Here is a 21284-nt window from a genome sequence, read left to right as displayed (position 1 = left end):
TATCCCCTTACGCCTTCACAGCTGGTTTAACGATCAGGTCGCTACCGGTTGCACCCGGAACTGCACCTTTAACCAGCAGCAGGTTGCGCTCAGCGTCAACACGTACTACGTCCAGGCTCTGAACGGTCACACGTTCGTTACCCAGCTGACCTGCCATTTTCTTGCCTTTGAACACTTTGCCCGGAGTCTGGTTCTGACCGATAGAACCCGGAACGCGGTGGGACAAGGAGTTACCGTGCGTGGCATCCTGAGTACGGAAGTTCCAGCGCTTAACGGTACCAGCAAAACCTTTACCTTTAGAGGTACCGGTTACGTCAACTTTTTTAACTTCTGCAAACAGCTCAACGCTAATGTCCTGACCTACGGTGAACTCTTCGCCTTCAGCAAGACGGAATTCCCACAGACCACGGCCAGCTTCAACGCCAGCTTTAGCGAAGTGACCCGCTTCCGGTTTGGTTACACGGTTAGCTTTTTTAGCACCAGTGGTAACCTGAACGGCACGGTAGCCATCGTTAGCCAGGTCTTTAACCTGAGTAACGCGGTTTGCTTCAACTTCGATTACGGTTACTGGGATAGATACGCCATCTTCAGTGAAGATGCGGGTCATGCCCACTTTTTTACCGACTAAACCAATCATTGTATCAACCTCTCAATCGCTCGATGACCTGATTAACCCAGGCTGATCTGCACGTCTACACCGGCAGCCAGATCCAGACGCATCAGAGCATCAACGGTTTTCTCGGTTGGCTCAACGATGTCAACCAGACGCTTGTGAGTGCGGATTTCGTACTGATCACGCGCGTCTTTGTTAACGTGCGGGGAGATCAGAACGGTAAAGCGCTCTTTGCGGGTCGGCAGCGGGATCGGACCACGGACTTGCGCACCAGTGCGCTTAGCAGTCTCGACGATTTCCGCGGTTGATTGATCGATCAGACGATGATCAAACGCTTTAAGACGGATACGGATTCTTTGGTTCTGCATGAGACCAGAGCTCCAATTATTTTATAAACGAAAATGATTACTACTCAAACCCATTACGATTGATGGGAGAGTGTAACCGTTCTTACGTAGCCCCCCAATTGGGAGCATTGTTAGGCAACGAAAAACAGTGTTGCCTGGGTTCAGATTGAACCAGCTGTCAATTACGACAAGCCCGCGCATTATACGTAAATCTGGGCAGGACGCAAGCCCCGTTTAGGAAATAGACGACACTGGTGAGTTTTGCGTGGCGACTCGTAAATTTTCTGTAATGTAACGGCGACCTGCAAATACTCAGGAAGGCTTTACGCAGGGTTTCGTTTTGCAGTTTGTTTAACCACAGCAAGTACGCGGAATATGGCCTCACACATTTCATTGAGGCGCCAAACGATGCTTACTACCCTCCCCTTCCTGTTCGTCTACCTGGGTTTAACCTTTTTATTAGTCCGGGAAGATATCCGTTCGCATCTGCTTTTGGACAAATACCTCTGTCCATTGCTCTGGACGGGTCTGCTCTATCACCTCTGTCTTCATCCCGATTTTCTGGCAAGCGCGGTTCTGGGTGCGATCGCGGGATACACCGGTTTCGCGATGATTTATTGGGCTTACAAACTGATACGTAAACGTGAAGGATTGGGATACGGAGACGTGAAATATCTGGGGGCACTGGGCGCATGGCATGGCTGGTGCGTGCTTCCTGCTCTGGCCTTATCGGCAGCCCTGCTGGCGACGCTCTATCTTTTGATAAAATCTTTGTTTAAACCGGGAGAACAGATATTAAAAAACCCGCTGCCCTTTGGGCCTTTTATGGCGGCAGCAGGTTTAATGATTGGCGGGCAAAGCCTGATCAGCTTTCCACTTTGATCTGTGACTGGAGGTAATTCTGCAGACCGATTTTACCGATAAGATCCAGCTCAGTCTCCAGCCAGTCGATGTGCCCTTCTTCATCGGCCAGGATCTGGATCATCATATCGCGGCTGACATAATCGTGAACACTGTCGGCGTAAGCGATAGCTTCACGAAGATCTTTTGCACCCTCGAGTTCCAGTGCCAGATCGGAGCGCAGCATCTCTTCAACATCTTCACCGATACCCAGCTTGCCGAGATCCTGCAGGTTGGGGATTCCCTCAAGGAATAAAATACGCTCGATATACTTATCGGCGTGTTTCATTTCATCAATGGATTCATGGTATTCAACGTCGTTGAGGCGAGTCAGCCCCCAGTTCTTGAACATTCTCGCATGGAGAAAGTATTGATTGATTGCAACAAGCTCATTTCCCAATAATTTATTGAGATAACTTATGATTTTAATATCACCTTTCATTATAGTCCCTCCGCTTCCACTTATTGAAGCGTAGATGGGGCTACAGGGATGTCAAAAAAAAGAATGAGCCTCAGGCAATCTCTTTGTATTCCGGGATCTGCATCAATTCGTCTTGCATGATCTCACGGGCAGCGCGAACGCACTTACCGCATTGATTTCCCACTGGAACAAACTTACGCAGCTGCTGAAAAGATTGTGGTTGAAACTGGCGAACGGCCTGACGGATTTTTTTATCACTTACACCATTACATAAACAAACGTACATAACCACTCCCGTTCAAAATATGCGCAAAGTGTAAGTGAGAATAATTATGATTACAATAGCACAAGCATCGAGATACGGGACGGGCGCCAGCAAAAAATGCGAAAATTTGTGACAGGGACAAACGCAAGGCAACAAAAAAGGACGCCGAAGCGTCCTTTTTAATTCAGGGATAATTAATTAGCCCAGAACTTTAGCAACAACACCCGCGCCAACGGTACGGCCGCCTTCGCGGATTGCGAAGCGCAGACCATCGTCCATTGCGATTGGGTGGATCAGGGTAACAACCATCTTGATGTTGTCGCCTGGCATTACCATCTCAACGCCTTCTGGCAGTTCGATGGTACCGGTCACGTCAGTCGTACGGAAGTAGAACTGTGGACGGTAGCCTTTGAAGAACGGAGTATGACGGCCGCCTTCGTCTTTGGACAGGATGTACACTTCAGATTCGAACTTGGTGTGCGGCTTGATGGAGCCTGGCTTAGCCAGAACCTGACCACGTTCGATTTCTTCACGTTTGATACCACGCAGCAGAACACCAACGTTCTCACCGGCACGGCCTTCGTCCAGCAGTTTGCGGAACATTTCAACGCCGGTACAGGTAGACTTAGCAGTGTCCTTGATACCAACGATTTCAACTTCTTCGCCAACCTTGATGATACCGCGCTCTACACGACCGGTAACAACGGTACCACGACCGGAGATGGAGAATACGTCTTCGATAGGCAGCAGGAACGGCTTGTCAATCGCACGCTCTGGCTCTGGGATGTAGGAATCCAGGTAGCCAGCCAGTTCGATGATTTTCTCTTCCCACTCTGCTTCGCCTTCCAGCGCTTTCAGCGCAGAACCACGAACGATTGGGGTGTCGTCGCCCGGGAAGTCGTACTGGGACAGGAGTTCACGAACTTCCATCTCAACCAGTTCCAGCAGCTCTTCGTCATCAACCATGTCGCATTTGTTCAGGAACACGATGATGAAAGGAACGCCTACCTGACGACCCAGCAGGATGTGCTCACGGGTCTGAGGCATTGGGCCGTCAGTCGCAGCAACAACCAGGATCGCGCCGTCCATCTGCGCAGCACCGGTGATCATGTTTTTAACATAGTCGGCGTGGCCCGGGCAGTCTACGTGTGCGTAGTGGCGAGTCGGGGTGTCATATTCAACGTGAGAAGTGTTGATGGTGATACCACGAGCTTTTTCTTCTGGTGCGTTATCGATCTGGTCGAATGCACGAGCAGAACCACCGTAGGTTTTTGCCAGAACGGTAGTGATTGCAGCGGTCAGAGTAGTTTTACCGTGGTCAACGTGGCCGATAGTACCAACGTTGACGTGCGGTTTTGTACGTTCAAATTTTTCTTTAGACACGGCTATATTCCTTACTATAGTGCTCTCCCCTTTGGAGAGAGCACGGGACTTAGGTTTTAATCCTGTGGATTATTTACCACGGGCTTCAATTACGGCCTGAGCAACGTTGTTCGGCGCATCATCATACTTCAGGAATTCCATGGTGTATGATGCACGACCTTTGGTCAGAGAACGCAGCTGAGTTGCATATCCGAACATTTCAGACAGCGGAACTTCAGCGTGGATCTTAACGCCAGTTACTTCAGATTCCTGACCACGCAGCATACCGCGACGACGGCTCAAGTCACCGATAACGTCACCGGTGTTCTCTTCAGGAGTTTCTACTTCAACCTTCATGATCGGCTCAAGCAGAACTGGTTTCGCTTTCTTAAAGCCTTCTTTAAAGGCGATAGAAGCAGCCAGTTTAAACGCCAGTTCAGAGGAGTCAACGTCATGGTAAGAACCGAAGTGCAGACGAACACCCATGTCTACTACCGGGTAACCAGCCAGTGGACCAGACTTCAGCTGCTCCTGGATGCCTTTATCAACGGCAGGGATGTATTCACCAGGAATCACACCACCTTTAATGTCGTTGATGAACTCGTAACCTTTCGGGTTAGAGCCTGGCTCCAGTGGGTACATGTCGATCACAACGTGACCATACTGACCACGACCACCGGACTGCTTAGCGTGTTTACCTTCAACATCGGAAACTTTCTGACGAATCGCTTCACGGTAAGCAACCTGAGGTTTACCTACGTTAGCTTCAACGTTGAATTCACGACGCATACGGTCAACGATGATGTCCAGGTGCAGTTCACCCATACCAGCGATGATGGTCTGGTTAGATTCTTCATCAGTCCATACGCGGAATGATGGGTCTTCTTTAGCCAGACGGCCCAGAGCCAGACCCATTTTTTCCTGGTCAGCTTTGGTTTTCGGCTCAACGGCGATAGAGATTACCGGCTCTGGGAACTCCATACGCTCCAGAATGATTGGGTGATCTGGGTTACACAGGGTGTCACCAGTAGTCACGTCTTTCAGACCGATAGCAGCAGCGATGTCGCCCGCACGAACTTCTTTGATCTCTTCACGTTTGTTCGCGTGCATCTGTACGATACGACCGAAACGCTCACGTGCAGCTTTCACGGAGTTCAGGATGGTGTCACCGGAGTTAACCACACCAGAGTACACACGGAAGAACGTCAGGTTACCTACGAACGGGTCGGTAGCGATTTTGAACGCCAGAGCAGCAAACGGCTCTTCATCACTTGCGTGACGCTCAGCCGGCGTGTCTTTACCGTCGTCCAGGATACCGTTGATCGCAGGAACGTCTACCGGGGATGGCAGGTAGTCAACTACTGCATCCAGCATCGCCTGAACACCTTTGTTCTTGAACGCAGAACCACAGGTTACCAGGATGATTTCGTTGTTCAGAACACGCTGACGCAGAGCTTTTTTGATCTCTTCTTCAGTCAGTTCTTCACCACCCAGGTATTTTTCCATCAGCTCTTCAGAAGCTTCCGCTGCGGACTCGATCAGGTTCTGGTGCCATTCGTCAGCCAGGTCCTGCATGTCTGCTGGGATATCTTCGTAGGTGAAGGTTACGCCTGCGTCTTCTTCGTTCCAGTTGATGGCTTTCATTTTCACCAGGTCGATTACGCCGGTGAAACCTTCTTCAGCACCAATTGCCAGCTGCAGCGGAACAGGGTTCGCGCCCAGACGGGATTTGATCTGACCAACAACTTTCAGGAAGTTAGCACCCATACGGTCCATTTTGTTAACGAACGCGATGCGCGGAACTTTGTATTTGTTTGCCTGACGCCATACGGTTTCAGACTGTGGCTGAACACCACCAACTGCGCAGTAAACCATTACCGCACCATCCAGAACACGCATGGAACGTTCTACTTCGATGGTGAAGTCAACGTGCCCCGGGGTGTCGATGATGTTTACGCGATGCGGTTCATACTGCTTAGCCATACCAGACCAGAATGCAGTAGTCGCTGCGGAGGTAATGGTAATACCACGCTCCTGCTCCTGCTCCATCCAGTCCATGGTAGCGGCGCCGTCGTGAACTTCACCGATTTTATGGTTTACACCGGTGTAGAACAGAATACGTTCGGTAGTAGTGGTTTTACCGGCGTCGATGTGCGCACTGATACCAATGTTACGGTAGCGTGCGATGGGTGTTGTACGAGCCATTTGATTCCTCGTTTATCTTTTTAGGCGTTCAGTTAAGTAACCCAAAGCGGGCTGCTTCGCTGAAGCGCCCGCCTGGTGACTAATACTCCGAAGGGATTACCAACGGTAGTGTGCGAACGCCTTGTTGGCTTCTGCCATACGGTGAACGTCTTCACGTTTCTTAACTGCAGTACCTTTGTTGTCTGCAGCATCAGAAAGTTCGTTCGCCAGACGCAGAGCCATGGATTTATCACCGCGTTTACGAGCAGCTTCAACGATCCAACGCATTGCCAGAGCATTACGACGAACCGGACGAACTTCAACTGGAACCTGATAAGTAGAACCACCAACGCGGCGGGACTTAACTTCTACAGTCGGGCGAACGTTGTCGAGAGCGACTTCGAAAGCTTCCAGTTCATTTTTACCAGAACGCTGAGCCAGGGTCTCAAGCGCGCTGTATACGATTGCTTCTGCAGTAGATTTTTTACCATCTACCATCAGGATATTTACAAATTTTGCCAGCAGTTCTGATCCGAATTTCGGATCTGGAAGAATTTTACGCTGACCAATGACGCGACGACGTGGCATGGGAATACTCCGTTGTTAATTCAGGATTGTCCAAAACTCTAAGAGTTTAGTGTGACATTAAGATAAATCAGTTTGGCCTTACTTAACGGAGAACCATTAAGCCTTAGGACGTTTCACGCCGTACTTAGAGCGAGATTGCTTACGGTCTTTAACGCCGGAGCAGTCAAGCGCACCACGAACGGTGTGGTAACGAACACCCGGAAGGTCTTTTACACGACCGCCACGGATCAGGATCACGGAGTGTTCCTGCAGGTTGTGACCTTCACCACCGATGTAGGAAGTCACTTCAAAACCGTTAGTCAAACGCACACGGCAGACTTTACGCAGTGCGGAGTTTGGTTTTTTAGGAGTGGTGGTATACACACGAGTACATACACCACGTTTCTGCGGGCAGGCTTCCAGCGCAGGCACGTTGCTTTTTGCAACTTTGCGAGCGCGTGGTTTGCGTACCAGCTGGTTAACTGTTGCCATTAAATAGCTCCTGGTTTTAGCTTTTGCTTCGTAAACACGTAATAAAACGACCTCATACAATATGAGGACGCGAAATTTTAGGGCTACGTCGAAAAGGTGTCAAGAAATATACAGCGATCTCACATCACCAGTTCATTTGGCCAGCGTGCTGGACAACCAGATTAACGAAATCAGTATAGCTAACCACGTCAATACTGGCTGAAATTTGACCAGCCAGGCCGCGAGCCTCGATGTCATCTTTAAGCGCAGAGACAGAGATGGGGGCATTATTGAGAAGATCAACAAAGCGACTGCCCTCTACCGCCGCCAGAACGCCATCCTGGATAAGCAGCAGGGCGTCGCCTTCACGCACCATTCTTAACAGACTTTCGATGTCGCAGTGCCAGGGAGAGTGGCTCAGAGTATGGAGCATGACGGCCTCAGAATGTCAGGATAGTGTCGAACCGGGAGAGATGTTCACGCAGTACCTCTGGCTCCACCACCGTGGCGTCGAGAACAAAGGGCGTGTTTTCATTCAGACCGCGCGCCTGCAGGGAGGCGGCACAAACGTAAAACGTCTCTATGTCATACAGCGGCAGAACTTTAAAGGTCGCGATGTAGTCACGCGCCAGCACGACTTGCGGCTGCTGGCCGGTAAGCAGCTGGAACACGCCGTCGCCGATAAAAAATACGCCGATCTCTTCCGTCAGTGCTGAAGTCGCCAGTAACGCATCCAGCCCTTCCCTTCCGGCGGCACTGCCATGCGGAGCAGAGGAAAAAACAAAAGCCACGCGGTTCATCAGAATTGCACCATTCGGTCGCAGGTTAATGCGGCTTGGGCCAGCGCCCCGAGGCCACTCAGTGAAAAGCCGTCATTAAGGTTGGCAGTTGGCAGGCCCAGGCGCTGTGCTTCGTTCGCATCGCTTACGCCACGACGGAGCGCCGCCGCCACACAGATGTGCAGAGCAACCCCGTGCTGCTGGTTTAGCGATTGCCATGCACGCACCAGATCAAACTCATCAGAGGCAGGAGACGTCAGTTGGTTGGCGTTATAGACACCTTCCCGATAAAAAAAGACGCTGACCAGCTCGTGCCCGGCGGCAAGCAGCGCGCGCGCAAATTGCAACGCACTGCTGGCCTGCTGCGTACCGTAAGCCGGTCCTGTCACCATTAACGCGAAACGCATTACTTCTCGTGCCCCAGGAAATCGCCGCTTTTAAACTGACGGATATAGAGATACACCGTGTGTTTAGAGATATTGAGACGATCCGCTACCTGGTTAATCGCATCTTTGATATCAAAAATGCCTTTCTCGTAGAGGTTAAGCACGATCTGGCGATTCTTGGCATTGTTGGACACATTGCGATCGGCATTGACTTCTTCGATGGTGAATTCCAGCGTCTGGGTGACGAGGTCTTCAACCGAGGAGGCAAAGTTAACAGAGGATCCAACATCCGGTGTTTCTGGCGGAATGAAGGTGTTCATGATCTGGGAGAACGGCACATCGAGATTCATATTGATGCACAGCAAGCCAATCACCCGATGATCGCGGTTGCGGATGGCAATCGTCACGGACTTCATCAGGACACCGCTTTTCGCGCGGGTGAAATAACATTTTGAGACGCTGCTGTCCGCACCGGTCATGTCGTGCAGCATACGCAGTGCAAGGTCGGTGATTGGCGAGCCAATTTTACGGCCAGTATGCTCACCATTGGCAATGCGGATGGCAGAACATTTCAGATCTTGCAGGGAGTGCAATACGATTTCGCAGTGGGACCCAATGAGCATCGCTAACCCGTCCACTACCGCTTCGTAGGATTTCAGAATATCGAAATCGGTCTGATCGAAAGGACGCTGATCCAGCAAATCAAGTTCGCTGGTTTCGTTGGTTAAAAGCGACCTGGTCATGAAAAAAACACTCCTTTTCAGGAGCCTGTCGGTAAGTTTTCAGGGCAGGCTCATTATTTACACGGGCAACTAAATTAATACAGCGTAGTTAGCGCTTCCAGTGTTAATTATATCTGCACCATAATAAAAAACCGCCGCTTCAGGGGCGGCGGTTGTTACCGATTTACTTCTTGGTGGCTTCTGCTGACGCTTCTGGCTTCGCGTCCGGCTTAGCATCCGCTTTCGGCGCTGGCTTAATGTCCAGCAGCTCTACATCGAATACCAGCGTGGAGTTAGCCGGGATACCCGGGACGCCAGTTTTGCCGTAGGCCAGATCCGGTGGGATGACCAGCTTGATTTTACCGCCTTTCTTGATGTTCTTCAGGCCTTCAGTCCAGCCCGGGATAACACCATCCAGACGGAAGGAGAGCGGCTCACCACGGGTGTAAGAGTTATCGAACTCTTTACCGTCAGTCAGGGTACCTTTGTAGTTCACAACTACGGTATCGCTGTCTTTCGGTGCGTCGCCGGTACCTTCTTTCTCTACTTTGTAGACCAGGCCAGTAGCAGAGGTTTTCGCGCCTTTCTCTTTAGCGAAAGCGTCACGGTAAGCTTTACCCTTCGTTTCGTTCTCGGTCGCGTCTTTCTCCATTTTCTCCTGCGCTGCGCCTTTCACGCGCGCTTCGAAAGCCTGCAGAGTTTGCTCGATTTCCTGGTCTGACAGTTTGCTCTTATCAGCAAAGGCATCCTGAACACCGGCGATCAGTTGCGCCTGATCCAGTTTGATGCCCAGTTTTTCTTGCTCTTTCAGAGAGTTTTCCATGTAACGGCCCAGAGATGCGCCCAGTGCGTAGGCTGATTTCTGGTCGTCATTTTTGAACGCCGCATTGCTGTTAGCAGTCGCAGCAGGCTTTGCTGCAGTATCGGCAGCGAAAGTCAGCGGCGCATGCAGAGCGACGGCCATCGTGGTCGCCAGCAGCGTTACTTTAAACAGTGATTTCATCCATTTCTCCAGGGCCGGGGACTCTCACCCCGTATTAAGCGTAAATGAGAAGCGTACTATAAAACGTTGAGGAACAAATCTACAGGTAGACGCCTCTGATTAGCACCACATTTCAGACTATTTTTGTTTAAATTAGTTTCTTAGCGCAGGGATGTTTACTGCGCGCGAGGATAATCTCGGGTAAAATCCGCCGCCGCAAGCCCCGGACGGGCTAAACAAGACCAACGAGGTGAATCATGCAGGATAACGATATGGAAGCACGACTGGCTGAACTTGAAAGCCGACTGGCTTTTCAGGAGATCACCATCGATGAGCTGAATCAGACCGTAACGGCCCACGAGCTGGAAATGGCCAAACTGCGGGATCTGCTGCGTCTGTTAACCGAAAAAGTGAAAGCGTCGCAGTCATCGCACATTGCGTCACAGTCGGAAGAGACGCCGCCGCCTCACTATTGAGACGTAAAAAAAGCGGGATTAATCCCGCTTTTTTGTGCCTGAAGCCGTGAAGCTTAGTGGCAACCGCAACCGCCATTACCGCAACCACCTTTACCGTGGTCGTGACCATGGTCGTGATCGTGGCCGTGACCGCCGCAGCAACCGTCGTGACCGTGATCGTGGTCATGGCCGTGCGCACCGTGAACGTGGCCGTGAGCCAGCTCTTCTTCGGTGGCTTCGCGGATTGCAACCACTTCAACGTTGAACTTGAGGTTCTGGCCAGCCAGCATGTGGTTGCCATCAACCACAACGTGGTCATCTTCAACTTCAGTGATTTCTACTGGAACCGGACCCTGGTCAGTTTCAGCCAGGAAGCGCATGCCAACCTGCAGTTCGTCAACGCCCATGAACACGTCTTTAGGAACGCGCTGCACCAGGTTGTCATCGTACTGACCGTAAGCGTCGTTTGCGCCTACAGCAACGTCAAATTTGTCGCCAACTTCGTGACCGTCCAGCGCGTTTTCCAGACCGGAAATCAGGGAACCGTGACCGTGCAGGTAGTCCAGCGGCGCACTCACCGGAGACTCATCAACCAACACACCGTCTTCTGTACGTACCTGATAGGCCAGGCTGACCACCAGGTCTTTTGCTACTTTCATGATATCTCCTGAGCGTGGGAAAATTGCTGGCGCAGATTGTAACGGAAATCTGCACCCGTGTACCCTTTAGCTTAAAAAAACTCAGGGCATATCGCTAGTCGGGATGAAAAATCCCTATCACTTGCTCTTCTTTGCGAACATGCTCGCGAACCTCTTTATCCGCTTCACGCATCTGGTGTCCGCACTTAACACACTCAACAATATCGATATTATTCTCTCGCCACATGGCCAGAGTATCCTGAGCCTGACAGGCCGGGCATTTCGCACCGGCGATAAAGCGTTTACGTACCGCCATTCTCTACCTCGTTATTCAAATTCATCCCAGCCGTCCAGCTGCCGACGCTCCTGCTGCATCTCACGCTGGAAGATCTCTTCCAGCTCGCGGCGCGCTTCCCGCACCCGGGAAATTTGCACCGTGTCGGTATGCACCGGCATCAACTCGCGCAGCATCATCATATCCAGACGGCGAAAATGTAGCTGCGCGCGCTGGGCCTGATGCGGATGCATACCCAGCGTCACTAACGTTTTGCGCCCCAGCTCCAGCGCACTGGAGAAGGTCTCACGGGTAAATTGCGTTACCCCGGCCTGGAGCAGTTCATGTGCCTCTACACGCCCGCGCGCTCGCGCCAGGATATGCAGATGCGGAAAATGCTGCTGGCAGATCTGCACCAGCTTCATGGTGTCTTCCGGCTCATTACAGGTGATAACAATCGACTCCGCTGCTTCTGCCCCGGCCGACCGCAGGAGTTCCACCTGAGTGGCATCACCGTAATAGACCTTGTAACCGTACTTGCGCATCAGGTTAACCGCGCTGATATCACGCTCCAGCACCGTCACGCGCATTTTATTCGCCATCAGCAGGCGGCCAATCACCTGCCCAAAGCGCCCGAAGCCCACCACAATGACCTGCGGTTTATCATCATCCACCCAGGGCGCTTCATGTTCATCTTCCGGTGCATTCAGGCGTCGGGAAAGCCGCTTATCGATCAGCTTCATTAACAACGGTGTGGTCATCATCGACAGCGTGACGGTCACCAGCAGCAGCGCCATCTGGTCATGCTGGAACAATCTCTGGGACGATGCTGTGGAGAAGAGCACAAAAGCGAACTCTCCCCCCTGGCTCAGCACCCCGGCAAGCTGCGCACGCTCCGGGTGACGCAGACCGTATACCCGCGCCAGCACGTACAGCACCAGCATTTTGACGGCGATCAGCACCGCAACGCCCAGCAATACGGCCAGGATATGGGTGTAAAGCACGCCAAGATTCAACGCCATGCCAACCGAGATAAAGAACAGCCCTAACAGCAGCCCCTTAAACGGATCGATGGCAATTTCCAGCTCGTGCCTGTACTCACTTTCCGCCAGCAGTACGCCGGCAATAAAGGTCCCCAGCGCCATCGACAGCCCCAGCGCATCCATAAACAGCGCCGAACCCAGCACCAGCAGCAGCGTGGCGGCGGTAAACACTTCCCGCACCCCGGACGCCGCAATAAAGCGGAACACCGGACGCAGCAGATAACGTCCGCCCACCAGCATGCCGCCAAAGGCCAGCACCTTCATGCCGATTTTCATCCAGTCGAAATGCTCGTCGCCCGATCCCGCCAACAGCGGAACCAGGGCCAGCGCCGGGATCACCGCCAGATCCTGAAACAGCAGCACGGAGAAACCCAGCTGCCCCGTTTCGTTGCGGTTCATGCCTTTGTCGCGCATTAGCTGTAACGCCATGGCGGTTGAGGACATCGCCAACCCAATCCCGCCAACCACCGCCGCCTGCCAGGAGAACTGAGCCAGCATCAGCAGGCCGCCGAGGATCACCGCACTACCGATAACCTGGGCAGCACCCACGCCGAAGATGGAACGCCGTAGCTGCCAGAGTTTTGCCGGGTTCAGCTCCAGGCCGATAATAAACATCAGAAAGACGACACCCAGCTCCGAGAAGTGCAGGATTTCGTCCACATCACTGATAAACCCCAGCCCCCAAGGGCCAATGGCGATACCCGCCAGCAGATAGCCGAGCACCGCGCCAATACCCAGCCGCGAAGCCAGCGGCACCGCCACCACGGCGGCGAGCAGAAACAGCACGCCCGCCAGCAACAGATCGGAACCCTCCATCAGTGGCCTCCCGTCAGATTGGGTGCAGCCAGCCAGTCACCGTAGGCTTTGGCATGGCTGGCCAGCTCATCCTGATGCTGCCGACGCGCCCAGTAGATAATGATCGGACTCAGCCAGTGCATGTGGCACATGGCCGCCGTCAGCTCGAACGGGCGCAGGATATCGTTCATCGAATAGCGGTTAAGCCCATCGTGACGATACGCACTCTCCGGCTCGCCGGTAGTAATAACGTTCCGCCAGTACTTTCCCGCCAGCTGGTTTCCTCCCACCCCACTGGCAAAGCCCCGGCTCAGCACGCGGTCCAGCCACTCTTTCAGCAGCGCCGGGCAGCTGTAGGTATAAAGCGGATGCTGGAACACAATGACGTCGTGCTCGCGCAGCAACGCCTGCTCATAAGGGATGTCGATAAAAAAATCGGGGTAGTGCGCGTAGAGATCGTGCACCGTTACATTACTGAGCCGTAATGCCGGCTGGAGCAAAACCCGGTTAGCGACCGAGTCCTGAGACTCTGGATGGGCATACAGCAGCAGCACTTTTGCTGTCTGGGACATCATTCCTCTCCCGGGTCGTCATCACTGTTATTTTGGGCTACCATGGCACACCCACGCGGCGCGTGGCGGCACATTTAACCTGATTATAATGACAACTTAACATAGTCGGAACATACGGCGCTCTATGATTGTTTTCTCCTCATTACAAATTCGTCGCGGCGTACGCGTCCTGCTGGACAACGCTACAGCCACCATTAACCCGGGCCAGAAAGTAGGACTGGTGGGCAAAAACGGCTGCGGTAAATCCACGTTACTGTCATTGCTGAAAAACGAGATCAGTGCCGACGGCGGTAACTTTACCTACCCTGGCAACTGGCAGTTGGCTTGGGTGAACCAGGAGACGCCCGCGCTGAGCGTACCGGCAATGGACTATGTTATTGACGGCGACCGGGAGTACCGCAAACTGGAAGCTGAACTTAATGCCGCCAACGAACGCAACGATGGCCACGCGATTGCCACCGTCCACGGCAAACTCGACGCCATCGACGCCTGGACTATCCGCTCCCGCGCCTCCACGCTTCTGCACGGTCTGGGTTTCAGCAATGAACAGCTGGAACGTCCGGTCAGCGACTTCTCCGGTGGCTGGCGCATGCGTCTTAACCTGGCCCAGGCGCTGATCTGCCGCTCCGATCTGCTGCTGCTCGATGAACCGACTAACCACCTCGATCTGGATGCCGTCATCTGGCTGGAGAAGTGGCTGAAGAGCTATCAGGGCACGCTGATCCTGATCTCTCACGACCGTGACTTCCTCGACCCGGTGGTAGACAAAATTATTCATATCGAACAGGAGTCGATGTTCGAATACACCGGCAACTACAGCTCGTTTGAGCGCCAGCGCGCGGTGCGACTCTCCCAGCAGCAGGCGATGTACGAAAGCCAGCAGCAGCGGGTGGCGCATCTGCAAAGCTTTGTCGATCGCTTCAAGGCCAAAGCCTCCAAAGCCAAACAGGCCCAGAGCCGTATCAAGATGCTGGAACGTATGGAGATGATTGCCCCGGCACACGTCGACAACCCGTTCCACTTTAGCTTCCGCGCGCCGGAAAGCCTGCCTAACCCTCTGCTGAAGATGGAAAAGGTCAGCGCCGGTTATGGTGACCGCATCATTCTTGATTCCATTAAGCTCAACCTGGTTCCGGGTTCCCGTATCGGTCTGCTCGGGCGCAACGGTGCCGGTAAATCCACCCTCATTAAGCTACTGGCGGGTGAACTGGCCCCGGTCCGCGGCGATATTGGTCTGGCGAAGGGCATTAAGCTGGGCTATTTCGCCCAGCATCAGCTGGAATATTTACGCGCGGATGAATCGCCGCTGCAGCACCTGGCGCGTCTGGCACCACAGGAGATGGAGCAGAAGCTGCGCGACTACCTGGGTGGCTTCGGCTTCCAGGGCGATAAAGTGACCGAGAATACCGGGCGCTTCTCCGGCGGCGAAAAAGCGCGTCTGGTGCTGGCCCTCATCGTCTGGCAGCGTCCGAACCTGCTGCTGCTCGATGAACCAACTAACCACCTGGATCTGGACATGCGCCAGGCCCTGACCGAAGCCTTAATCGAATTCGAAGGCGCGCTGGTGGTGGTCTCGCACGACCGGCACCTGCTGCGTTCCACCACCGACGATCTCTATCTGGTGCACGACAGCAAAGTGGAGCCTTTCGACGGCGATCTGGAAGATTACCAGCAGTGGCTGAGCGACGTGCAGAAGCAGGAAAGCCAGCCTGCGGAAGGGGCCAAAGATAACGCCAACAGCGCCCAGGCGCGTAAAGACCAGAAGCGACGCGACGCGGAGCTGCGCACGCAAACCCAGCCGCTGCGTAAAGAGATCACCCGTCTGGAAAAAGAGATGGAGAAGCTCAACGCCACGCTTGAGGCCGTAGAAGAGAAGCTGGGCGACAGCGGTCTGTATGACCAGTCGCGCAAAGCCGAGCTAACCGAGTGCCTGCAAATACAGGCCAAAACCAAATCCAGCCTTGAAGAGTGTGAAATGGCCTGGCTGGACGCGCAGGAACAGCTCGAAGGGATGCTCCAGAGCGACTGACCCGGTGGAGGGGCGATGATACCTGACCTGACCAGCGAAATTACATTTCGCAAACTTAGCATCTTCATGACATTTATGGAGACGGGCAATATTGCCCGTGCTGCTGAGGTGCTGAACCTCAGTGGGGTCAGCGTCCATCGCGCCTTGCATACCCTGGAAGAGAACGTTCGCTGTCCGCTGTTCACGCACAAAGGCCGTAATCTGATTGCCCTGCCCGCTGCCTGGACGCTGCTTGAGTACTGCCAGGAGGTGATGCAGGTCATGGAGCGCGGGCTGGAAGAGGCGCGCAAAACCGCCGGTGTCGGCCAGGGTCGTCTGCGGGTAGGAACGCTCTACTCCCTGACGCTCGAGACGGTTCCGCAGTTAATTATGGGCATGAAGCTGCGCCGCCCGGATCTGGAGATGGATCTCACCATGGGATCCAACGAGACTCTGTTACACATGCTGGATGAAGGCTCGCTGGATGCCATTCTCATCTCCCTCTCTGAAAGCGAAATTGACCGCAATCACCTCGAAGTGCTGCCCTTGTTCCACGACGATATCTTTCTTGCCGCTCCCGCCTCGGCGCAGCTGAATACCGAAGCGCTGGCGGATTTACGCGACTATAAAAATCAGAAATTCGTGGCTCTCGCCGAGGGCTTTGCCACCTACGCCGGGTTTCAGGAGGCGTTTCATATCGCCGGATTCGAGCCGGAGATCGTCACCCGGGTGAATGATATTTTCTCGATGCTGAGCCTGGTGCAGGCGGGTGTCGGCTTTACGCTGATGCCGGGCAGGATGAAGAAAGTGTATGAAAACTCGGTGCAGCTATTGAAGCTGGCTCAGCCGTATCAGATGCAGCAGCTGATCGCCATCGTCTTTGCCCGCAACCGCGAACAGGATCCAGGCCTGCGGGCGCTGGCGGCGGAAGGCCGCATGTACGCCCGCCGCCTTGAGCAGAACGCTAATCCTTAAGACGCCGCGCCAAATGCACCGCGACATCAATCCCGCTTCGTTCCAGAGAGACTGACTCCCCTTCCCAGGCCGCCTGACGCGTTAAGCAGGTCAATATGCCGCCGGGCGGCATCTCAATAGCCAGCCGCGCTTCACGCTCGTTAGCAGCAATCACCGCCTCCTGCCAGCGTACGGTGCGGGCCATATTCATCGCCAGATCATCGGCGATCTTCTCCGGCTGCCACAGCACGCGGCCGGTGCTGCCGCTCAGGTATGCGCAGCGGGGACGAGAGAGCGTGACCCGGCTGAACGCCTCGACAAGTTTTTGCGCCGGTTCCGCCAGTAGCGCGCAGTGCGACGGCACGCTGACCGTCAGTCTTTTGGCTTTGTTCGCCCCTTTCGCCAGCGCACGCTCGGCTACCTGCGCCATGCCGTCATCGGCACCGGCGATCACAATCTGCGTCTCCGCATTCAGGTTGGCGATATAGGTGCCGGTGCCTTCGATAAGCTGTTCCACTTGCGGCAGGGTCAAGCCCATAATCGCCGTCAGGCCATAGCCGTGCGGATAGGCCTGCTCCATTAAATCGCCACGCAGTGCGACCAGCCTAAGCGCGTCGGTGAAGTCCAGCGCGCCCGCAATAACCGCCGCCGGGTATGCACCAATGGACAGCCCGCTGACGATATCCGGCGTCACGCCGCGTCGCTCAAGCTCGCGCGCCCAGGCGACACCGGCTATCAGTAGCGAAAGCTGCACCGCGCGGGTATGGGATAACGAAGCTGCGCTATCCAGCGTATCAACCTCCGTTCCCAACACCTCGCGCGCCTGAGCCAGTTCAGTGCCCGGCAGGTTTTGCAGCATGCCTTCATGCTGTGTGCCCTGCCCCGGAAAAGTAAACAGTATTTTCATCACGCCTCCCTGTGCCACGGGTCCGTCACCAGACGTGGCCCGCGGCGGGTTTTCAGCAGTGTTTTGCCGTCGCGCAGCCATTCCGCCAGCGCAAAGCCGCCCTCGGGCGTATCCACCTGCGTGTCTGCCCGGCACAGCGCGCGGCTAAGCTGGGCTTGCCAGGCGGCAAACGCGTCAGGGGACACTGGCTGCGGAGCGCGGATCAGCAAATCAAGATCGCTGTCGGCATGGATAACCGGGATGCCGGTCGCCAGCGCGTAACCGGTGCTGCCGGTAATGCCCCACGCCCACGGCCACGGCTGCTGAGAAAGTTGCAGCGCCACCTGAACGGGTGGCTGCGTCACAAAGGGTGAGCGTAGCAGCTTGGCCGTTACGCTCAGCGATTCGGGCGAAACCACGCGCGTTACGCGTTCTGGCTTCACCCATCCGGCCGCCCGCTGGTCGCGGCGCAATCCGCGCACGCCAACGGGAATACGGCCTTCGCTATCAACATCACGCCGCACCACCACCGGCAATCCGGTGTGCCAGGCCGCATCCACCCAGGATTCGGTGATGCCTTCCAGCGCGTCACGCGCGGTGAGCCAGATTAAGTCGTGCGGGCGTAATGTTGTGGTCATGATTACATTCCTGAAGTCAGCGAGATAAACAGCGGCAGCGACAGGATACACAGGACGGAGCTTAACAGCAGCACGGCTTCTGCATCCGGGGACTGTACGCCAAAGCGGTTACCAAACACGACGCCAAAGAAACCGGCAGACAGGGCAATCATCAGGATCGCGGTGATCGCTACCGAACCGTGCAGACCGAAGATTAAAACGATACCCCAGGCAATCGCAGGCTGGATCAGCAGCTTGGCAATGGTAGAGGTGATCACCATGGTGTTGATCTGCAGCTTACGTGCCGACAGAATCACCCCGGTCAGGAACAACGCCGCCGCAGTGGCGGACAGCCCCAGCGGTTTAATCGCCGCGAGAACCAGATCCGGCATTTTGATGCCAATCGCTGACAAAATCACACCCAGCAGCGGGCCCATCACGATAGGTTTTTTAATCGAGCGCCACATCAGTACCGGCAGCATAGAGAGCGTTGAGCCGGAGTTATTCCCTTCGGCGCGCGCTTTTTCACGCTCCAGAATCAGCAGACAGAACGGCGTCATCAGTACGGAACCACAGGCAATGGAGACCGCCACCGAGAGCGAGGTCGCCGGGCTTTCGCCCAACACGCTGCCCAGAATCGGCAGGCCCAGCGCGGCATAGTTTGGCAGCGCCACGGTCAGGGTCAGCACGGCGGCGTCCTGTGGGGATTTTTTAAAGACTTTGGTGGCGAGGAAGTAGATTGCCGCGTAGGTGATCCACATCGCCAGGGTCAGGACCAGGATCAGCGGCGACTGGGCAATGATACCTGTCCAGGGCGTTTGCACCGTGGCGCTGAACAGCGCGGCGGGCAGCGCAAAATCCATCACAAAGATATTAAGCAGAGACACATTTTTGTTATCCACCATTTTCGCTTTACCGGCCCAGAAGCCGAGCAGCATGATGACAAAAATGGGGGCAAGGGCATGAACAATCACATAAGTCATAAATCACCTGTAAAAAAGAAGTTTAAGCACTGACGCGATGGTTATTATTTTCAGGATGCAGGTTCCCGCGTGGGCGCAACGGGTGCGCCCACGGGCATGCATCTGGCAGGTCTTTTATTTTTTCGGTATTACCAGCTGGCGCGCATACGTTCGCGTACCAGAGCAGAGCTATGACGGTTGTCGGCACCCAGACGGCTCTTCAGCGTCGGATCCCGGCGAGCGTCATCAATGGCCTGTTGCAGGGTGGTTTTCACCAGCGCCAGATCGAGGGATGAAGGGGCGTCCGGGTTGCTGATATCCAGCAGGTTTTCCAGCAGCCCCAGTGTCGCGTAGTTACTGATGTCATACGCCATGGGCGGGATCGTTGCCGCCAGCTTTTCCAGCGCATCGACAGTACGAAGCGTGATGCGCGCGGCAGACTCTTTCCCCATCGCGTGGATTAACACGCCCTGGTCGTTAAAGGCGATCAGTCGGTTGGCCTGATAGCCGTGGGCCAGAAACGCCCCGGACATCGCTTTACCGACGATAAGGCCAATCACCGGATGGCCTGCCAGACGCGCGTTAGCATAGGCTGCAGCGGCACCGGCCAGCGCCTGGTGAATACCAAACCCCTCTTCACGACGGCCATAAGCCTGACTCGGCACGTCGATCACCGCCACAATCGGGCGTTTAACCGTTTTGTCAGCATCGGCCGCGACGGTTTCACTCACCACTTTGGCCAGCGTCCAGCCTTCCAGCAGACCGACTTCGCCTCGTGCCGCACGCGGATAGTGGTTGTTCGCATCAGGTACTACGGCGACAAAGCGCACCGCTTCACCATTCAGCTCGCCGTCCGCCGCCTGAACCGACGGGCAAAGCCCTTCCAGACGGCTGGCATTCGGGGCAAGGGTTTCCAGCCACAGCGCACCACGGCTAATTGAAGTACTCATCATTTCACCTCCCGGGCAAAGAGCGCGTGAATCTGTTCGGTATCCGCCTGTTTGCGGGTGTCGAAGTGGGTCAGGCGTTCGAGATACCAGTCGTAATTATCGGTGCGGTGTTTTGCCGGCACGCCTTTCGCAATCGCGTCGTTCATCGCCGCTTTTACCGCGTTCACACCGTCGCCCACCAGCGCATCCACCAGTCCGCTTTCATAGCGGATTTCGCCCCCGGTCATGCTCCAGATAAACGGACGGTCGCGGGAGTCGTACTCTTCAATTCCCGCCTCCTGCTCGATAACCTGCGGGCCGTTCAGCCCCAGACGCGCTTCACGGGTGACGATAAGATAGCTGCACAGCGCTGCCGCAATGGACATCCCGCCGAAGCAGCCGACAGTACCGGCGACAATGCCGATGACCGGGGTATAACGGCGCAGATCGACAATCGCGGCGTGAATATCGGCAATCGCCGCCAGGCCGAGGTTCGCCTCCTGCAAACGAACGCCGCCGGTTTCCAGGCTCAATACCGCCTGGGTTGGAATGCCGTTGCGGTTATCTTCCGCCGCCAGCTCCAGCGCCGCCGCCATTTTGGCACCTGAAACTTCGCCCATGCTGCCGCCCTGGAACGCACCTTCGATGGCGACCACTACCGCGGGTTTGCCGTTGATGGTGCCTTTTGCCACCACCATGCCGTCATCGGCCTGCGGCACAATTCCCTGTGGCCCCAGCCACGGAGACATAATCCCTTCAAAAGGATCCAGCAGTTCGCGATAGCTGCCCTCGTCGAGCAGGGCCTGCGCACGCTGGCGAGCTTTTAATTCGATAAAGCTGCTGTCATCACGCATGGCTCACCCCCTCAAAGACTTGTTCGATACGAATGCGTGCCACGCCCGGCGTTGCGCCGAAGTCGTGGATGGTCAGTTTGCCCGCCGGCAGGCTGCTGACGGTCTGCAATCTGTTGAACAGCGCATCCCAACGGCTACGGCTGTTATCGACGGAGGTGGTGATATCAATCGCCAGCGTCTGGCCCTGGTCGGCGGTGAATAACACCTCCATATCCCCGGAGCCAACAACGCCTGCCAGCGCTTTGCCGCTAAGGGTACGGCTGGCAGGCAGAGTTAATGTAATTTTTTCCATAACATC

27 protein-coding genes are annotated in these 21284 nt (G+C 54.9%); 4 read left to right on the top strand and 23 right to left on the bottom strand.

The window, feature by feature from the left end:
* Positions 1-7: 7 nt before the first annotated feature.
* A complete protein-coding gene (gene rplC, locus C3F35_RS13885; protein WP_016538466.1) occupies positions 8-637 on the bottom strand; it encodes a 50S ribosomal protein L3 in 630 nt (209 codons plus the stop codon).
* A 32-nt stretch (positions 638-669) separates the two neighbouring features.
* Complete coding sequence (rpsJ, locus tag C3F35_RS13880; RefSeq protein WP_001181005.1) at positions 670-981, bottom strand: 30S ribosomal protein S10; 312 nt, start codon at positions 979-981, stop codon at positions 670-672.
* A gap of 387 nt (positions 982-1368) precedes the next feature.
* Between rpsJ and C3F35_RS13875 the strand changes: the two genes are divergently transcribed.
* Positions 1369-1842, top strand: coding sequence for a prepilin peptidase (locus tag C3F35_RS13875; protein ID WP_059307074.1), 474 nt, complete (start codon positions 1369-1371; stop codon positions 1840-1842).
* On the opposite strand, the gene bfr is transcribed toward C3F35_RS13875, so the two are convergent.
* The 11 genes from bfr to fkpA form a co-directional block, all read right to left on the bottom strand.
* Positions 1826-2302 carry a bacterioferritin gene (bfr, locus tag C3F35_RS13870; protein WP_032614711.1) on the bottom strand — a complete coding sequence of 159 codons (477 nt, stop codon included), beginning with the start codon at positions 2300-2302 and terminating at the stop codon, positions 1826-1828. The genes C3F35_RS13875 and bfr overlap by 17 nt on opposite strands.
* A 70-nt stretch (positions 2303-2372) precedes the next feature.
* The gene (gene bfd, locus C3F35_RS13865; RefSeq protein WP_008503493.1) at positions 2373-2567 is read right to left on the bottom strand and encodes a bacterioferritin-associated ferredoxin; all 195 of its coding nucleotides are present in this window, start codon (positions 2565-2567) and stop codon (positions 2373-2375) included.
* Positions 2568-2744: 177 nt separating this feature from the next.
* On the bottom strand, positions 2745-3929 hold the full coding sequence (gene tuf, locus C3F35_RS13860; RefSeq protein ID WP_059307073.1) for an elongation factor Tu: 1185 nt from the start codon (positions 3927-3929) through the stop codon (positions 2745-2747).
* 69 nt (positions 3930-3998) lie between these two features.
* Positions 3999-6113 carry an elongation factor G gene (gene fusA, locus C3F35_RS13855; RefSeq protein WP_032614724.1) on the bottom strand — a complete coding sequence of 705 codons (2115 nt, stop codon included), beginning with the start codon at positions 6111-6113 and terminating at the stop codon, positions 3999-4001.
* 96 nt (positions 6114-6209) lie between these two features.
* Positions 6210-6680, bottom strand: a complete 471-nt coding sequence (gene rpsG / locus C3F35_RS13850; protein WP_004106370.1) for a 30S ribosomal protein S7 — start codon at positions 6678-6680, stop codon at positions 6210-6212.
* A gap of 96 nt (positions 6681-6776) precedes the next feature.
* Entirely contained in the window at positions 6777-7151 is a 375-nt protein-coding gene (gene rpsL, locus C3F35_RS13845; protein WP_003023654.1) for a 30S ribosomal protein S12, read from the bottom strand.
* A 124-nt stretch (positions 7152-7275) separates the two neighbouring features.
* Complete coding sequence (gene tusB, locus C3F35_RS13840; protein ID WP_077226876.1) at positions 7276-7563, bottom strand: sulfurtransferase complex subunit TusB; 288 nt, start codon at positions 7561-7563, stop codon at positions 7276-7278.
* Between the two features lie 7 nt (positions 7564-7570).
* Positions 7571-7930, bottom strand: a complete 360-nt coding sequence (tusC, locus tag C3F35_RS13835) for a sulfurtransferase complex subunit TusC (protein WP_077226875.1) — start codon at positions 7928-7930, stop codon at positions 7571-7573.
* On the bottom strand, positions 7930-8316 hold the full coding sequence (gene tusD / locus C3F35_RS13830; RefSeq protein ID WP_103793239.1) for a sulfurtransferase complex subunit TusD: 387 nt from the start codon (positions 8314-8316) through the stop codon (positions 7930-7932). The genes tusC and tusD overlap by 1 nt, the downstream gene beginning before the upstream one ends.
* Positions 8316-9038, bottom strand: coding sequence for a helix-turn-helix transcriptional regulator (locus C3F35_RS13825; protein WP_032614730.1), 723 nt, complete (start codon positions 9036-9038; stop codon positions 8316-8318). Before C3F35_RS13825 ends, tusD begins: the two co-directional genes overlap by 1 nt.
* Before the next feature lie 163 nt (positions 9039-9201).
* Positions 9202-10020 (bottom strand): FKBP-type peptidyl-prolyl cis-trans isomerase, encoded by an 819-nt coding sequence (gene fkpA, locus C3F35_RS13820; protein WP_032614732.1) that lies wholly within the window; start codon positions 10018-10020, stop codon positions 9202-9204.
* Positions 10021-10256: 236 nt separating this feature from the next.
* Here fkpA and C3F35_RS13815 point away from each other — a divergent pair, with 236 nt between their 5' ends.
* The gene (locus C3F35_RS13815; protein WP_032614734.1) at positions 10257-10475 is read left to right on the top strand and encodes a protein SlyX; all 219 of its coding nucleotides are present in this window, start codon (positions 10257-10259) and stop codon (positions 10473-10475) included.
* Between the two features lie 53 nt (positions 10476-10528).
* Here C3F35_RS13815 and slyD read toward each other — a convergent pair whose 3' ends face one another.
* From slyD to kefG, 4 genes are all read right to left on the bottom strand, one after another.
* Positions 10529-11113 carry a peptidylprolyl isomerase gene (gene slyD, locus C3F35_RS13810; protein ID WP_032614736.1) on the bottom strand — a complete coding sequence of 195 codons (585 nt, stop codon included), beginning with the start codon at positions 11111-11113 and terminating at the stop codon, positions 10529-10531.
* A 94-nt stretch (positions 11114-11207) separates the two neighbouring features.
* Complete coding sequence (locus tag C3F35_RS13805) at positions 11208-11408, bottom strand: YheV family putative zinc ribbon protein (RefSeq protein ID WP_032614738.1); 201 nt, start codon at positions 11406-11408, stop codon at positions 11208-11210.
* Positions 11409-11419: 11 nt separating this feature from the next.
* Positions 11420-13225, bottom strand: coding sequence for a glutathione-regulated potassium-efflux system protein KefB (kefB, locus tag C3F35_RS13800; RefSeq protein ID WP_032614741.1), 1806 nt, complete (start codon positions 13223-13225; stop codon positions 11420-11422).
* The gene (gene kefG, locus C3F35_RS13795; RefSeq protein WP_072250907.1) at positions 13225-13776 is read right to left on the bottom strand and encodes a glutathione-regulated potassium-efflux system ancillary protein KefG; all 552 of its coding nucleotides are present in this window, start codon (positions 13774-13776) and stop codon (positions 13225-13227) included. Before kefG ends, kefB begins: the two co-directional genes overlap by 1 nt.
* Positions 13777-13900: 124 nt before the next feature.
* Here kefG and C3F35_RS13790 point away from each other — a divergent pair, with 124 nt between their 5' ends.
* The gene (locus C3F35_RS13790; protein WP_059307069.1) at positions 13901-15805 is read left to right on the top strand and encodes an ABC transporter ATP-binding protein; all 1905 of its coding nucleotides are present in this window, start codon (positions 13901-13903) and stop codon (positions 15803-15805) included.
* A 15-nt stretch (positions 15806-15820) separates the two neighbouring features.
* Positions 15821-16759, top strand: a complete 939-nt coding sequence (locus C3F35_RS13785; RefSeq protein WP_032614746.1) for a LysR family transcriptional regulator — start codon at positions 15821-15823, stop codon at positions 16757-16759.
* Here the strand turns inward: C3F35_RS13785 and mdcH are convergent.
* The 6 genes from mdcH to mdcC all read right to left on the bottom strand — a co-directional run bounded on the left by mdcH (position 16749) and on the right by mdcC (position 21278).
* Complete coding sequence (gene mdcH / locus C3F35_RS13780) at positions 16749-17645, bottom strand: malonate decarboxylase subunit epsilon (protein WP_103793240.1); 897 nt, start codon at positions 17643-17645, stop codon at positions 16749-16751. The two genes, C3F35_RS13785 and mdcH, sit on opposite strands and share 11 nt — an antisense overlap.
* Positions 17645-18262, bottom strand: coding sequence for a malonate decarboxylase holo-ACP synthase (locus C3F35_RS13775; protein WP_103793241.1), 618 nt, complete (start codon positions 18260-18262; stop codon positions 17645-17647). Before C3F35_RS13775 ends, mdcH begins: the two co-directional genes overlap by 1 nt.
* 2 nt (positions 18263-18264) lie before the next feature.
* Entirely contained in the window at positions 18265-19224 is a 960-nt protein-coding gene (locus C3F35_RS13770) for an AEC family transporter (protein ID WP_032614752.1), read from the bottom strand.
* Positions 19225-19352: 128 nt separating this feature from the next.
* Positions 19353-20153 carry a biotin-independent malonate decarboxylase subunit gamma gene (mdcE, locus tag C3F35_RS13765; protein ID WP_103793242.1) on the bottom strand — a complete coding sequence of 267 codons (801 nt, stop codon included), beginning with the start codon at positions 20151-20153 and terminating at the stop codon, positions 19353-19355.
* On the bottom strand, positions 20153-20986 hold the full coding sequence (locus C3F35_RS13760) for a biotin-independent malonate decarboxylase subunit beta (RefSeq protein ID WP_059307064.1): 834 nt from the start codon (positions 20984-20986) through the stop codon (positions 20153-20155). The genes mdcE and C3F35_RS13760 overlap by 1 nt, the downstream gene beginning before the upstream one ends.
* Entirely contained in the window at positions 20979-21278 is a 300-nt protein-coding gene (gene mdcC, locus C3F35_RS13755) for a malonate decarboxylase acyl carrier protein (RefSeq protein ID WP_059307063.1), read from the bottom strand. The genes C3F35_RS13760 and mdcC overlap by 8 nt, the downstream gene beginning before the upstream one ends.
* Positions 21279-21284: the final 6 nt, after the last annotated feature.

The organism is Leclercia sp. LSNIH3, from assembly GCF_002935105.1.
GTDB classification, from domain to species: Bacteria; Pseudomonadota; Gammaproteobacteria; order Enterobacterales; family Enterobacteriaceae; genus Enterobacter; species Enterobacter adecarboxylatus.
The sequence above is the reverse complement of the archived record's forward strand: the minus strand, read 5'-3'. Positions and strand labels throughout refer to the sequence as shown.